The following is a 14,870-nucleotide window of genomic DNA, read 5'->3' on the forward strand; positions in this document are numbered from 1 at the left end:
AACTTTTTACGGTGCTTACATTGTTATATTCGCGATGTTGTCATTTTTCTAAGATCGATTGCTATGTAAACCAATTTCGACTGGAGGACGCGACATGTTTCCAACACTTACCATTACTAAGATTGATAGATTAGAAGAGTTCATCAATGAGTGGGCGCAATTCTATCAATATAATACGAAGCACGAGTATGATACTGCATTTTACGAAGCGGCCATTCAAAAGGTTAAGTATGACGAGGGTGACATCACGAAGCTATTCCTTTGGAAAAACGGCACCCCTTTTAGTGAAGCAAAGAAAGCCTATGTTAGTAGTATTGAAGACAAATTCAAAACTATCAATGCGTATAAAGTACGAGGCTTCACGATGGAAGAACTAAATACCACATTCCCAGACCTCAGTGATGGAATCTGGAAGATATTTTTACTTCACATCATAGATCCTCTCAAGTACCCCATCTTTGACCAGCATGTGTATCGCGCATACATGTACATCAAGCACCAACAACAGAAAGAACTCCCATATTCACGCAATCAGATAATGAACATCTACTTAGAAGAATATGTACCTTATATTAATGATTTGTTCAAAACAGAAACTTCAACGTTAAAAACTCATCAAAAATTACGCAAATTAGATAGGGCGCTATTCGCATTCGGTAGATTCTTGAAGAGTAGTTATGGATCAATTTTTTACAATCAATTACCAGGGACACCACCAGACAATGAATCAGGTGATATAGATAAATTAGATATGGTTGGTGAAACAGATATAGAAGATGAAATTGATGAAGATACTGTAGTTTTTCAGTTGCCGGAAAAAATAAGGGGTAGAAGTATTCATTCGAACGTCATTCCTACCGTTTGTAATATAAAAAATATGTTAGATAAATTAGTAGAAGTAAATGGTGACGTCACTCAATTAAAACAATGGGAAAAACGAAGTTACTATGCGTACAAGATTGACAAGATAAAAGACCAACTCCTTCAATCAAATTCTAGGGAGCGAGTTCAAATCATTAGAAATCATATTCTTCAAGAACAACCAGGTAACTTAGGTGCGAGTTGCATTGACATTTATCTTGTAGCATACGTAAGTCAGAGTTATGGACCGGGAAAGAGTACTTTCTTTAACTACATAAAAACAAGTGGGATATCAGATAAAGAAAACACAGCACAAGCGATTTGGCAGGTAGGTAAAGGAGATGGTGTTTACTTAAACATCCTACACAACGATGGAACAGTGAGAGACTGGGGATTCACGAAAAAATGGGTAGAAGGTAGCTAAGAAACATTTAATAAAAGGCTAGTAAAAAAATGATGGAGGGATCTGTAATGGGGAAATACTTTGTTCCAACGGAGGGTACGGAATCTTGGAGATGTTTACTGGCAGACAGGGAAAAACAGTGGAAAACTGGGTATTCAGCAAAGGAACTAGCTGAAACATGGGAGGGAGCAGATGGCTTCCCTAAAAGTGTTAAGGCACTATTCAAAGGCAGTCAACCTCAGATTTTCAACCAGTTGGAATTTTTATATGGTTTCCCAGAATACAAGGTTTCCCTCAAAGGTCGAGGGGCTTCGTCTCAAAATGACCTCTATGTATTAGCCAAAAGTAATGAAGAACTCGTCACAATCATGGTTGAAGGGAAGGCGTCAGAGCCCTTTGGTGAACCTGTGAATAAATGGCTTGGGACAGAGCCTAGTGATGGTCAAAAAATAAGATTAGATTATTTATTAGACGTCCTCGAATTAGATAAAGCTTCTGTGATGGATAAACGTTACCAATTGCTACATCGTACAGCTTCGGCAATTATTGAGGCTGAAAAGGTAGGGGCGGACCATGCACTTATGCTCGTCCATTCTTTCAGTAAGACGAGTCAATGGTATTATGACTACGCTGCGTTCGTAAATCTATTTAATTTATCGCTAGAAAAAAATAGAATAGTTGGTCCGGTTCAAATAAATAGGAAAAATCTTTATTTCGCTTGGATAACAGAAAACGAATAGAATGAATTTCATCGATTACATGACAATTTTTCTAAAAAAAAACGATTGCCTTTCTAACTAGGCAATCTTTTTTCATACTATTCCATTTCATTAATAATATAACCTAAATTATTCCTATTTCATATACGCGTAGTATGCAGCAAGCCGAACTCCCACATTCTCACGTCCAGCTCCAAACTACATCTTCTTCTCTCTTTGCAGTTCATTGGTCAGTTCATCAACTTTTGTTGTCAATTGATCAATTTTCTTACTTAATTCAATTACATCAATATTTGTGTCATTCTTCAATTCCAGAACCTTACGCTTATGCTGTAGGGCGACCATGGTTATAATTATTGCAGTCGCAAATGGTGCGATAATTGGTGCAATAATAACCATTAAATCCATAGCATTATCCATCTCTCAACCCCCATTCCTAGCAAATTACGACATACATATCATATATATCTACAATATTCTCCAACTGCATTCTAACTCCTTTAAAAATATAGTGAATACTTTGTTAATGATAGATAAGTTCAGGGACCTGGTCCCCGACTTTTATGTGAACATTCACGAGATTGTGCGGGACATGGTCCCCGAACTCCCATGCATATAGGTCCTTTTATTTTGAAAAGCTAGTCCCTTTTCCTAGTACCACAAATTAGTAATTGGACAACAGCCTCTCTCATATTTTGATAGGGGGGAGGTTACATAAATATGGATAATGAAAGCGTCAAGAGATTTGCTATTAAATTAGCGAAGGCAGAGAGTGAGTCAGAGGTTTTAACAATATTGAAGGACTATGGGTACCTTCATGACAAAAGCTGTTGGCAACCGTTTGGGGGGAATGAGAACAATTTTTCCGTGATTGGGGCACAACAAAGTTCTGCTGATGCTGCCTTAGTGGAGAAACTTATTAACAGCGTAGATGCTGTACTTATAAGAAAAAGCTATGAAAAAAATATTAATCCAGAGAGCCCAAAAGCGCCAAAAAGTATGCGTGAGGCTATGGATATGTTTTTCTCAGTCCCACAAGGAAAGCTACTAAACATATCAAAGACCGATAGAACCAGCCTATCTCAAAATATACAACTCTATGCTTCCGGAAAAAAGAAAAAGCCAAACTATTTCATCGTAGATAGTGGGGAAGGTCAAACCCCTAATCGATTGCCTGATACGATTCTTTCTATTAGCAAAAATAATAAATTGCGTATTCCATTCGTTCAAGGGAAATTCAATATGGGAGGAACTGGAGTACTTCAGTTTTGCGGAGATCAGAACTTTCAAGTCATCATTTCAAAGCGCTGTCCTTCGATTCCAGAAAAATATAATCGGATAAATGGGGAACAGGATGATTCTTCTTCCTATTGGGGCGTAACAATTGTAAGAAGAGGCGCACCAGAAGTGGGAGCAAAAAGTTCATCTTATCAATATTTAGCTCCAAATAATAAAATACTAAGTTTCGAAGCAGACAATTTACCAATCTTGCCGAATAATCGTCCATTTGAATGGGGTACATTTATTAAATTGTATGAATACAAACTCAGTGGGTTACGTACAATTGCAACTTTTGACCTTTATTATAGATTATCTGTATTACTTCCAAGTGTGGCATTACCAATTCGTATAATTGAAACACGTGATTATAAAGGGCATACATTAGAGACAACATTAACTGGGTTAAATGTACGGTTAGAAGAGGACAGGAATAATAATTTAGAAGAGGGTTTTCCGTATCAGAGTCATATTGTGGTCCAAAATAAGAAAATAAACTATTCCTTGTATGTATTTAAAGAAGGGAAAGGTTCCAACTATCGTATAAATGAAGGAGTAATTTTTGTTATAAATGGCCAAACCCATGGAAGTATTTCTAAGTCTATTTATAAACGAAAAGCAGTTGGTTTGGGATATATCTCAGACTCAGTTTTAGCAGTGCTAGATTGTTCTGACCTTGATCTTCGTTCTCGTGAGGATTTATTTATGAACAATAGGGATTCATTAAGGAATGTGGAATTAAAGAAGCAAATTGAGAAGACACTGGAAGAAGATTTCAAAAACAATAAACTATTAAAAGAGTTAAATGAAAAACGGCGAGAAGATGCCATTAAAAATAAAATTGGTAATTCAAAGCCGATGTCCGATGTTTTAAATAAGCTTATCCATCAATCTGATTCATTAAAGCGGTTATTACTGTCAGGTACCTCGATTGAATCTGATGAAGATATTCGAAAAAGAAACAAAGGACCTCATCGGAATAAAAGTAACTATAGGGGGAAGCAGTTCCCAACCTTCTTTGATTTAAAGAATGGGGTAACTGGGAAAGGTCAGTATATAAAAGAAGTACCGAAAAATAGGAGAGCGAGAATCTTATTTAAAACGGATGTGGAGAATAATTACTTTGGACGGGAATTAAATCCTGGAAGAATTAAACTAACACTTAATGGCGTGAAAGTTCCTAACTATTCAATAACACTATTAGATGGCATTGCAGCATTATATATCACTTTACCGTCAAATTGTAGAGTGGGGCAAACGTATAATTATCAGGTTGAAGTAACTGATATTGTGCAGAAAAATCCTTTTGTTGAGCAGTTCCAAGTATTAGTTAGTCAGCCAGTCAAAATGAGGACTCCTACTAAGAAGAAGAAATCGGTGCTAGAGCCACCGAATGTTTATGACGTGGAAGAGGGAGAGTGGGAACGACATGGTATGAATGAAAACTCTGTCTTACGCATTATGGAAGCGAGTGAAGGGAAATACGATTTCTATGTCAATGTGAAAAACAAATCTCTCCTTTCTGAAATAGAAAATAGCGAAAAAGACAAATCAGAATTAGTAAAGGCTCAATTTAAATTTGGCATGTCCCTAATTGGTCTATCCATTATCCAAGCGCATTATAAAGAAGAAAGAGAAGATGATGAGGAAGGGAAAGAACCTGTTGACATCACTAAACAAGTGGATGATACTACAAAACAAATTGCACCTGTGTTTATACCAATGCTGAAAAGCCTATCCACACTACAACTTGAGGAAGAGAATATTGTGTAACAAACTAACCTCCTATTTATAGGGGGTTTTTGAACTGTGAGAGAAAAACTGTAGATGAATGGCTTTCAAATGTATGATGATTCTTGTTGCTTACTAGGATTCTATATAATAAAAATGGGACTTTCATCCATTAGTTTTAATGGTACTATTATACTAGATATGGTAATAGAAAATAAAGGCAGGAGTTGAAGTACAATTTTTAACAAAATAAAGCAGCTATTTGTGAAAGTAGAGCAGAAGAACACAAAGAAAACAACAACAAAGAAGACTCAGAAATCATCAACGACACAGAAAAATAATGCCAAATCTATTCGTAAGGGTGAGCTAGGGGAATATAAAATAGATATTCAACTGGACCAGCTTCCGAAGGATTGTTTATATTTGAGTGACCTTCTTATCGAGAACCCCAAATCAAAAACAGGATACTCTCAAGTAGATCATGTTGTTATTAGCCCTTATGCTATTTTTGTAATTGAAACGAAGAATTATCAAGGGGATATCAAGGGGACTAAAGATAGTCGCCATTGGTATGTGAACAATAGATATAAAATGTATAATCCTTTATATCAAAATTATGGTCATCAAAAAGCGTTGGAACAATTATTAGAGGATACGCCTAAGACACCATACATATCTATGATCTCTTTTACTATGCGTTGTCGTTTTAACATAGATCCAGATTTAAGAAAAATAGGGTCTAATCAATTGGTAGTTTATGATACGGAGTTATCAGAGTTTATTGATCGAAAGATACTACGTTTAAAAGCCGAACAGCAACAACCAATTGATGATGAGGCTGTTAAGCTAATCTATGAAACATATAAGAGTGCGAACATTACAGACCCTAAAATACGAACTCTTCACACAGAAAAAATCAACAGTAAACCACCTGCTGAATCAACAGCAAAGTGTGGTAAGTGCGGTAAGGTCGTTTCTGAAAAAGTGAAAGAGTTCTGTGTGGCAAATGATAAAAAGTTTGGTGGAAATGTTTATTGTTTTGAGCATCAAAAGAAGTAGAGGTATACATAATTTACACCATAGAAAAAATGGAAGCGAGGATAAGTGAATGAACAAAAAAGATAGGAGTAATGTTGCTTCTGTAGTCGCAGGATTATTTTTAATTGGAAGTTTATATTTATTTTTGATGGTTTTTAACAGTTCGAATTATATGGTGCTACTCGGGATACTTGTAGTTACATTTATCATAAGAATTTTAGTACAGGCTATATTACCAAAGAAGAAAAAGAAAACTGTTGGTCGAAAGAAAAGGACAAAGCCTCGTTCTTCTGGCAAGGCTAGTGTAGCACAAGATAGCCCTAACCGTTTGAGAGAAGATAAAGAGATCATTAAAGACACATTAGAAAACTTATCATGGCGTGAATTCGAAAGACTATGTTTTTTATATTTTAAAGCGAGAGGATATAAGCCAAAGGAAACATCAGAAGGCGCTGACGGTGGTGTAGATTTAATTATCTATAATCCTAAAGATAAAGCCTATGAAGCTGTTCAAATCAAACATTATATCCATTCAGGAAATCAAATTACTGTTAAGGAAATTAGGGAACTAAACTCAGCGAAGAGAAATCATAAATGTGCATTAAGTAAGTTTATAACCACTACTAGATATACAAATGAAGCACTAAAACAAGCCGATGTATTCAATGTTGATTGCCATAATATAGATTGGGTGAGAAATAATATAGTAAAGTGGCAGGAAGTGCAAAAGAAGAAAATTAGTTAAAAGAGGAGATCAAGCTTATCTTTAATATAGTATAGGACAATCTCACCACCTCATATCCTTCATAATAACATCAGGAATATGAGGTGGTGAGAGGAAATGGCTAATAATAGTGTTCGATTATCGTTAGTAAGACTGAAAGATATTATTCCTATATATACAGAGAGTGTCTCTAAGAAGTCACTTTCTGTTATGATTAACACTTTAAAACAAGGTGATGATTTTGAGTGCAAGATGGTTACTGAGAAAGATAAGGAGGGGAAGCATTGGCTAAAATATGGGTATAGTCAATACCTAGCTTATATGGAAGTATTATCTCTAGAAGATGAAGTTACTTGTCTTGAAAAGCCATACTCTAACCAGACGAAACAAAGAATTGATATATTGAGAAATATGTTTGGAAATAACAAAAGCGCATGGGTTGATAAACATAAAATAATTTGTGATTTGGTTGAGAAAAATAAAAGTTTAATATTTATTGCAAATGAAGTTGGTGTCTCAAAAAAAGATATTGAACAGTACTTAGTTCACCCTGATATCCCATCTTGGGTAATAGATGCAGCAGTAAAAAATAATGCTAGTTTTATAACAATAGAAAATGTAAGAAAACTAGAGCTACCTGTTAGCATAAAACATTGGTTATATAAAAAAGCTGTTAGAAAGAGGAATGACGGCCGCTTAACTCATGATAAACTAGAAAAGGTTAAATGGTTGTTAATTCTTGAGAAGTTTTCGAAGTTAAACAATTTACAGAAAAAAAACATGGTTGAAGAAGCATTTTATTTCAGAGAAAAACTGGAGAATGTTTGGTTGGAAGCAATTGAGGGACTTGAATATAAATATGATTTTTCAAATCTCTCTTATTCTTTTTCACCAAGAAGTAAAACAAAAGAAAAGAAATTGATTGTTCTCCACAAAAAGTAAATAAAAGAGGAAATAGGGAAAGGACAAAAACCATGACTAACTGCATTTTTTGCACTAAAAATCTTGAAATAGTCCTCCAAAACAACCTAGCCTTCGCCATCTACGACAAATACGCTGTCAATAAAGGGCATCTGCTAATTATTCCGAAACGTCATGTCAGCGACTTTTTTGAGACGACCTTTGAGGAAAGGGAGGCCATTAATAGTCTACTTGAAGACGGGAATAGGCTGCTAGACGAGAAATTCCAACCAGACGGTTATAATATTGGAATTAACGTTGGTGAGACAGCTGGACAGACTATTTTCCATGTACATGTTCATTTAATCCCAAGATATACTGGTGACATGAAAGATCCTAGAGGTGGCGTTCGTGGCGTCATTCCAGAAAAGCAAAAATATTAACCTAGCCCTTTTGAAGAATCTTCAAAAGGGATTTTTCATGTCAAAATACTGGTAGATCCTTCCTAGTACATACGCTCTATGATAAACTGTTAAATATATACATATTATTTGAGGGTGTTGAGAATGAGCAAAGTCCATTTAATAACGGAAGCATTAATTGAAGAGATAACAAAGGCAATCGATAAAGCTGATTCGATCTATATATTAACTTCATTTGTAATGAAATCCGGGGTGGATATTCTTAAGAAGCCCTTGCAAAGAGCTGTGGAGCGAGATGCTGAAATAAAAGTATGTACGGGTGACTACTTATTTGTTACACAGCCTGAGGCACTTCAAAATCTAACGAACATTAGTGAAAAAATCGAGGTTCGTTTATATAAAAGTAACGGAAAATCTTTTCACCCAAAAGCTTATCTTTTTCAGTACGGAGATGATGATGGCTCGTTAATTATTGGCTCATCAAACATGTCAAGATCTGCTTATACCCATGGTGTTGAGTGGAACTTAATGATGAATTCAGAAACATCTATTGATACATACGAAAAAGCAGTAAGGGAGTTCATGAAGCTATTCCTACATGAACAGACTGTGCCAATCAATGATGAGACAATAGGTGAATATAAAAAACTATACGACCAATACCATCGTGAAAATCCAAATCTAATAAGGACATGGACAAAAGCAGAAGAAACGGAATTAATGATTCCAAAAACACAAGATACCAAAACTGTGGAAATAGTTAAAGAAACACAAGAAAACTATGGCCCAATTTCACCAAGGCATGCTCAGATCGAAGCGTTGGAAGCACTTGAAATTGTAAAAGAAGAAGGTTATGAAAAGGCAATGTGCGTAATGGCTACTGGTCTAGGAAAAACCTATTTAGCGGGCTTTTTTGCACAAGACTATAATCGTATATTATTCATTGCTCACACGGAGGAAATTTTAAAACAAGCTAAACGATCCTTTCAACATATTATGCCGGAACGTATTTATGGAATCTATAATGGCACAACAAAAGAACACAGAGCGGATACCGTCTTTGCTTCGATATTTACATTAGCTAACGAAAGACATTTGAATAAGTTTAAAGAAAATAGTTTTGATTTAATCATAATAGATGAATTTCACCATGCTGCAGCAAAGTCATATCAGCGGGTTTTAGATTATTTTCAGCCAGATTTTTTACTAGGTATTACAGCAACACCAGACCGTATGGATGGCAAGGACGTTTATGGGATTTGTGATGGTAATGTAGCTTATCAACTGCATTTTATTGAAGCGATTCAACGACAATGGTTAGCTCCATTCCATTATATTGGTGTCTATGATGAAACAGATTACTCTCAGATTACATGGCTAGGTAGTCGTTATGACGAAGAAGAATTATTAAGGGCTCAACTAAGAGAGGACATGGCACAGAAGATCTTTGAGAGTTGGGAAAAACATAAGCAAACTCGTACTCTTGGTTTTTGTTCTTCCATCAAGCAAGCGAACTTCCTGGCTAATTATTTCAAATCTAAAGGTGTTCGAGCAACGAGTCTACACTCTCAAGGAAGTGAAATCCCTCGTGCAGAAGCTATCAAAATGATTGAAAACGACCAACTAGAGATTATTTTTACAGTGGATCTATTCAACGAAGGTACAGACATTCCTTCCCTAGATACCCTTTTATTTGTTCGTCCGACAGAATCATTAACAATTTTTACGCAACAGATTGGGAGGGGACTGCGGTTAGCTGATGGTAAAAAACATTGTACTATTATTGATCTCATTGGAAATTATCGGAATGCTGATAACAAATTAAGCCTTCTTGATACGAGAACTGCTGATGAAAGGAAGAAGAGTGCTGATGCAATTCCACAAGTACCTGAAAACTGTTTTGCAGATTTTGATTTAGATGTTATTAACCTTATCAATGAGCTTAGGAAAAAACGACAACCAAGAAAAGAACAGTTACGCCATGCGTACTTAGACTTGAAGATGGAGTTGGGGAGAAGGCCCTCCTATCTTGAGCTACATTTATATGGAGATTCCAACGCAGTTGAATACTATCAAGAATTTAAGTCTTACATTGGATTCTTATACTGGGCTGAAGAATTGGACAAGCATGAGGAAGAAGTATTCAAAGCGAATGAAGCATGGTTGAAGGAAGTAGAAAGAACTGGAATGTCCAAGAGTTATAAAATGATAGTCCTATCTTATATGCTCAGCCGTGGCTTAGATGGTTGGTTATCCCCAGTGACACCAGAAGAGACAGCATCTTATTTTCATAAATACTTAACGGCTAAAGAGTATCGAAAAAGAATCGACTTTTCTGATAAACAAGGAAAACGTTTATGGGATTATGATAAAAACAAAGTGGCTAAGCTGATAGCAGATATGCCTATGAGTAAATGGAGCGGTAGTTCAAAAGGTTTGTTAACATTTGAAGGTGGAGTTTTTAGACCCGCTTTTGATGTTGAACCGGGGCATAATGAAACATTGTATGAGTGGACAAAAGAGATTTGCGAGTATAGATTGCATCGGTATTTTGAGAGGAAGAGCAATTGATATAGCATTAATAAATGGGGGAAAAATATGAGCGAAAAAGATGATTTTATTAAATGGTTGGAAAATAATACTGATTTATCAGACAGTAGTATAGGTAAATACTCAGGGGCTATTAATACTATCTCGAGAGAACTAAAAAACAATAGTATAATTGAAGGAACTTTATATAATGGTTATAACTTAGTTGAAGTCGTTGAGTTAAAAGATATATATTTTTCTGTTAATCAATTTATTGAAAAAGATAAGAGAGGGAATAGAATGTATAGTAGGGCGTTTACATATTATATAGAATTTTTAAAGTATGAACGGGATAGAAACAATAGCAATAAAAAATAACCTTATTCAGTGATAAGGTTATTCTTTTGTAATTAAATTACTGGACCTTTAAGTTGGAGGCTTTTTCCTTTTTGTCCTGATGCATATGTCCATGTAAATGGAGTATTGAATTGTCCTGCTATATTTTTTGCTTGTTTAATATAATCATCAATAGTGTATATGCTGACTTCTTTTAACTCGTTATTATAACTCACAATGTAATATGCCCAATGTTCATTAGGGTTACCTTCTCCTCCAATTCCTCCATAAACCCATTTAGATAGTTGATTAATATAGTTTATTAAATTATTGTTTAGATAATCATAATCAGGTGGATAATTATTTTTTAAAGCTGTCGGTCCGCCTACTTTTTGAAGGGATCGCAAGCTTTCAATTAACCTTTTATCTTCTAAGCACAATGCTTTTATAAAACTATCTACACTATATTCATGAATGGTAACTTTGTTATTTCTTGTCCTTTTACAGCTAACTGTATAGGTCTGAGTAGGTTTATTTTCAAAATAGAACTTAATCAATACGTCTGTTTTAGGCAGCCCACCTGAAGGTAATTTACTAATTTTATCTGTGGCGGAAATTTTGTTTATTGAAATATCATTCTTCATTCCAAAAGCTTCTAAAATCATACTGAATATTGGGAATTGCAGGCCAACTTCTATACTGTTTTGGGAATTCCACTTTTTTAAGTTGCCTTTATTATTGAGAATAACAACGAGCCTCTTTTCAAATGAATTCCCTTCTAATGCTCTTTTTGAGTTTGGAGATTTTGACTGGAGTACCTTTTGTTCTATTTCATCAAAAAGATCACTAATAGATATAACATCTGTAATCTCAGAATAAATATTATTTTCCTGAATCTTCCTATTATATGACTTGGCATTTAGCTCTTCTTTTTCATTAATTCCATCAGGGTATGTTAGGATAGCTCTAGTAACATTTTTGTTCAATTGCTTAATATTATATGCTTCCCACTGATTGCCCTTTGTTCGATCACTTCTCACAGAGGTGGTAGAAGTGATGATCCATTGTTCATTATCTAAAAACTGAACGAGAAAGTGGGTTTTAAATTGATTATTATCATGAGAACCATAACCTACAGAATAATCTTTAACAATATCTTTCACAAATTGGTTCTCTTCAAACCCCTTTAATAAATTTTCTAGTTCTTCCTTTCCAGCCTTTCCATGTAGACTCTTTTTGGAATTATCATAATTCATTTTAGACATATATCCTTTCTACGTTAAGTAAGGTATTTTATATAATAATCAATTTGACATAAAACAAAAAAAACCTTTGTTTATTAAACAAAAGTTTTTTTGAAATTATTTATATAGTTTCCTTTAATAATAAATTGTTACGTATACTATAATTAGTGTAAATTTTCTGTAAAGAATTATAAATATTTATACCTAATTCATATGCAAGTAAAGGTGGTATTGCATCGCCGATTTGTTCATATTTATCTTGTTCAGGATCACTATGAAATTTCACATATGGACCTTGGAATGAGTACCAATCAGGAAATGATTGAAGTCGTGCAACTTCTCTTGGTGTTAATCCCCTGTTCTCAGTAGGGTGTACCATTTCATCAAGGCAATGTGACGTAACAGTGAAGCTAGGATGATCCATTTTTAATCTTCTATTTCTAGCAGAATATAACTTTTTGGGAAATATTTCATTTCTTAACTCGGTATTACCTTGTGCAATTATTCTATCAGCAGCGTGTTTCATGCCCTCGCCTTGACGAATATAAGACATTCTTTCGACCATTTTCTGTCTGTGATTTACAGCTTTATGATTATGTAAGACATTATAATCATATGAAAGGTGACTTGGTATGTTTAATGAGATACCTCTCATTTTTTTAATGAAATCTAGCCTATGTGGTTCAGAAATATTATTAATATTGAACTCATATTTTGAGGCTTCTTCACCAGATTTTATCTGAGGGAGATCTAGTATTGCATCACCTACGGTTACAAGTGGAAAATCACCATCAATCCCATGTTTCTTTATGGGATATTCAAACTGAACAGCATATTTAGTGTTAACACCTATCAAAAAAACTCTCTCTCTACTTTGCGGGATTCCATAGTGGCTGGAATTCAATAGAACTTTATCTTTAGATCTACTAGCTAATTTAAACGATACTCCGCTTTCAATATCAGGAGTTTCAATCTCATCACATATAAGTTCAAACATTTGTCCTGATATACCGTTAAGTTTCTTTGATAATAAGCCTTTTACATTTTCAAAAAGTATCATGTGAGAATCAACAAATTTAGCAATTCTAACTAGGTTTAAAAATAAATTGTTCCGTTCATCATCTTCTTTTCTCTTCCCTGCCATAGAAAAGCTTTCACATGGTGCCCCACCAGTTACTATATCTACACGTTCTAAATTAAACCTCTTGTTTAATATTTTTTTTATTAATTCATTAGTTACCTTGGTGATATCCCCATGAATTAACAGTGTTTTATCATTAGGTAAAAAATAATCCTCAACATTTGGTATTTCATTATTTAAATAAGCATCAAGATTTAAAACATCCGCATTGTGATTGATTCTGTATGTTTCTACAGTCCAATCGCTCATTTCGACAGCAATTAGAGGTTTAATATTTGCCCACTTGAATCCTGTGCAAATTCCACCAGGACCGGAAAATAAATCTATTGACGTAAATTGATAATTCATAATTCTTTCCTCCATATTACTAAAGTATTACTAGTAGGTGCCCCTCTTAAAATATTTTTTTCTAATATAATAAAAATTTGGTTTGGAATTGGATTTATTATTATTATAACATTACTGAAGTGAAGTTCCGATAGAAATCGATTCCTGACCTTCAATACGGTAGAATTTAACTAGATCTTGTGGTAGGAACTGTTTTAAAGGTAAAAAGATTATATTATTCAGTAACATTTTATCTTTCAATAATATAGTTGTTGAATATCATATTATGATCGGGGTCAATGGGGACGGTTCGGAACCAGTGATAAAGTAACTATATTTTTCACCAATTTAAGCTTTTTTCTCTTTTTTTAGAGCCAGAAAGAGAATTCCTCTTCAATTTACCATATATATGGTAGTGCAGAGGGTATCTGCACTAGTATTCCTCTCTTTTATTAGGGTACTAGTGCTGCTATTCGCTTTATATTAGCTGCTATTGCAGTTAATTTTGATTGTTTGGACACACTTAATCGCCCATATCCTCTAGCTCGGTATAGGCCATTGAATCTTTTTACTTCTCCAATCTTCCCTTCAATTGAAGCTCTCTCTTTATATTTCTCTATGAATTCTTCCGTCTTTTGATACTGAGAAATATCGTAAAACTCAGCTGTATTTTTACCGAGTTTCAGAATTTTTCTTGCAGCTTTCCCAGCACACTCATCATGTAAAGGACAAGTCTTGCATTGATTGATTTCAAAATAATATTTGTATCCTTCAAATGTCCCATTCTTATTGCTAGTCTTGAAATATTTCTTTTTTTCAGTTGCATTTCCATAAGAACATTGCCACTCATCTGCATCTTTATTATAGGTATACTTGCTTTCATCAATTCTGTAAATAAGAGGGCTGACAGGTATGTATGGTGTTATTTTTAGTTCTTCCAGTTCATCTAAGAGAGGTTTTCTAAAATAAGCTTTATCTGCGAATACTTCTTTTATGTTAATACCTGACTTCTTTGTTGCTTTTAGCATACTGCTTAAATGATTACCATCCATATAAGAACCACTTTCTGTTCGAACGGAAGTGATGATTCTTTCTTTAGTTGTCATTGTAAACTCTGTTTTATACCCATAAAAACTCTGTGTTCTACTTTTACGACCAACTCTCGCATCTTCATCAATTAGGGAACGAAGACCTTTTTGGTTTAAAAACTTTGGATC

At 34.5% G+C, this 14,870-nt stretch carries 12 protein-coding genes and 1 pseudogene; 9 read left to right on the forward strand and 4 right to left on the reverse strand.

All coding sequences use genetic code 11. The annotated features are described in order from the left end of the window. The first annotated feature begins 94 nt into the window (after positions 1–94). Together BW724_RS23935 and BW724_RS04170 are read left to right on the forward strand one after the other, a co-directional pair. A complete protein-coding gene (locus BW724_RS23935) occupies positions 95–1,285 on the forward strand; it encodes a hypothetical protein (RefSeq protein ID WP_205160358.1) in 1,191 nt (396 codons plus the stop codon). A gap of 47 nt (positions 1,286–1,332) precedes the next feature. Next, positions 1,333–2,004, forward strand: a complete 672-nt coding sequence (locus BW724_RS04170; RefSeq protein ID WP_088073854.1) for a DUF6946 family protein — start codon at positions 1,333–1,335, stop codon at positions 2,002–2,004. Between the two features lie 177 nt (positions 2,005–2,181). Here BW724_RS04170 and BW724_RS04175 read toward each other — a convergent pair whose 3' ends face one another. Then, the gene (locus BW724_RS04175; RefSeq protein ID WP_088073856.1) at positions 2,182–2,403 is read right to left on the reverse strand and encodes a hypothetical protein; all 222 of its coding nucleotides are present in this window, start codon (positions 2,401–2,403) and stop codon (positions 2,182–2,184) included. A 300-nt stretch (positions 2,404–2,703) separates the two neighbouring features. On the opposite strand from BW724_RS04175, the gene BW724_RS04180 reads away from it, so the two are divergent. From BW724_RS04180 to BW724_RS04210, 7 genes are all read left to right on the forward strand, one after another. Then, positions 2,704–5,034, forward strand: coding sequence for a hypothetical protein (locus BW724_RS04180; RefSeq protein ID WP_088073857.1), 2,331 nt, complete (start codon positions 2,704–2,706; stop codon positions 5,032–5,034). Positions 5,035–5,256: 222 nt separating this feature from the next. Further along, positions 5,257–6,051, forward strand: coding sequence for a nuclease-related domain-containing protein (locus tag BW724_RS04185; protein WP_235848890.1), 795 nt, complete (start codon positions 5,257–5,259; stop codon positions 6,049–6,051). Positions 6,052–6,100: 49 nt separating this feature from the next. Beyond that, on the forward strand, positions 6,101–6,775 hold the full coding sequence (locus tag BW724_RS04190) for a restriction endonuclease (RefSeq protein ID WP_088073861.1): 675 nt from the start codon (positions 6,101–6,103) through the stop codon (positions 6,773–6,775). 96 nt (positions 6,776–6,871) lie between these two features. Continuing rightward, positions 6,872–7,696 (forward strand): hypothetical protein, encoded by an 825-nt coding sequence (locus BW724_RS04195; protein WP_088073862.1) that lies wholly within the window; start codon positions 6,872–6,874, stop codon positions 7,694–7,696. 32 nt (positions 7,697–7,728) lie between these two features. Beyond that, the gene (locus BW724_RS04200) at positions 7,729–8,097 is read left to right on the forward strand and encodes an HIT family protein (protein WP_088073863.1); all 369 of its coding nucleotides are present in this window, start codon (positions 7,729–7,731) and stop codon (positions 8,095–8,097) included. A 123-nt stretch (positions 8,098–8,220) separates the two neighbouring features. Continuing rightward, positions 8,221–10,647 (forward strand): DEAD/DEAH box helicase family protein, encoded by a 2,427-nt coding sequence (locus BW724_RS04205; RefSeq protein WP_088073864.1) that lies wholly within the window; start codon positions 8,221–8,223, stop codon positions 10,645–10,647. A 27-nt stretch (positions 10,648–10,674) separates the two neighbouring features. Then, the gene (locus tag BW724_RS04210) at positions 10,675–10,983 is read left to right on the forward strand and encodes a hypothetical protein (RefSeq protein WP_088073866.1); all 309 of its coding nucleotides are present in this window, start codon (positions 10,675–10,677) and stop codon (positions 10,981–10,983) included. A gap of 32 nt (positions 10,984–11,015) precedes the next feature. Here BW724_RS04210 and BW724_RS04215 read toward each other — a convergent pair whose 3' ends face one another. From BW724_RS04215 to BW724_RS04225, 3 genes and pseudogenes are all read right to left on the reverse strand, one after another. Further along, on the reverse strand, positions 11,016–12,197 hold the full coding sequence (locus tag BW724_RS04215) for an MspI family type II restriction endonuclease (RefSeq protein WP_176371287.1): 1,182 nt from the start codon (positions 12,195–12,197) through the stop codon (positions 11,016–11,018). A gap of 109 nt (positions 12,198–12,306) precedes the next feature. Then, positions 12,307–13,674, reverse strand: coding sequence for a DNA cytosine methyltransferase (locus BW724_RS04220; RefSeq protein WP_235848891.1), 1,368 nt, complete (start codon positions 13,672–13,674; stop codon positions 12,307–12,309). 437 nt (positions 13,675–14,111) lie between these two features. Beyond that, positions 14,112–14,870, reverse strand: a pseudogene (locus BW724_RS04225) (transposase); the annotation flags it as partial.

Source organism: Litchfieldia alkalitelluris (assembly GCF_002153425.1).
GTDB lineage: Bacteria > Bacillota > Bacilli > Bacillales > Salisediminibacteriaceae > Evansella > Evansella alkalicola.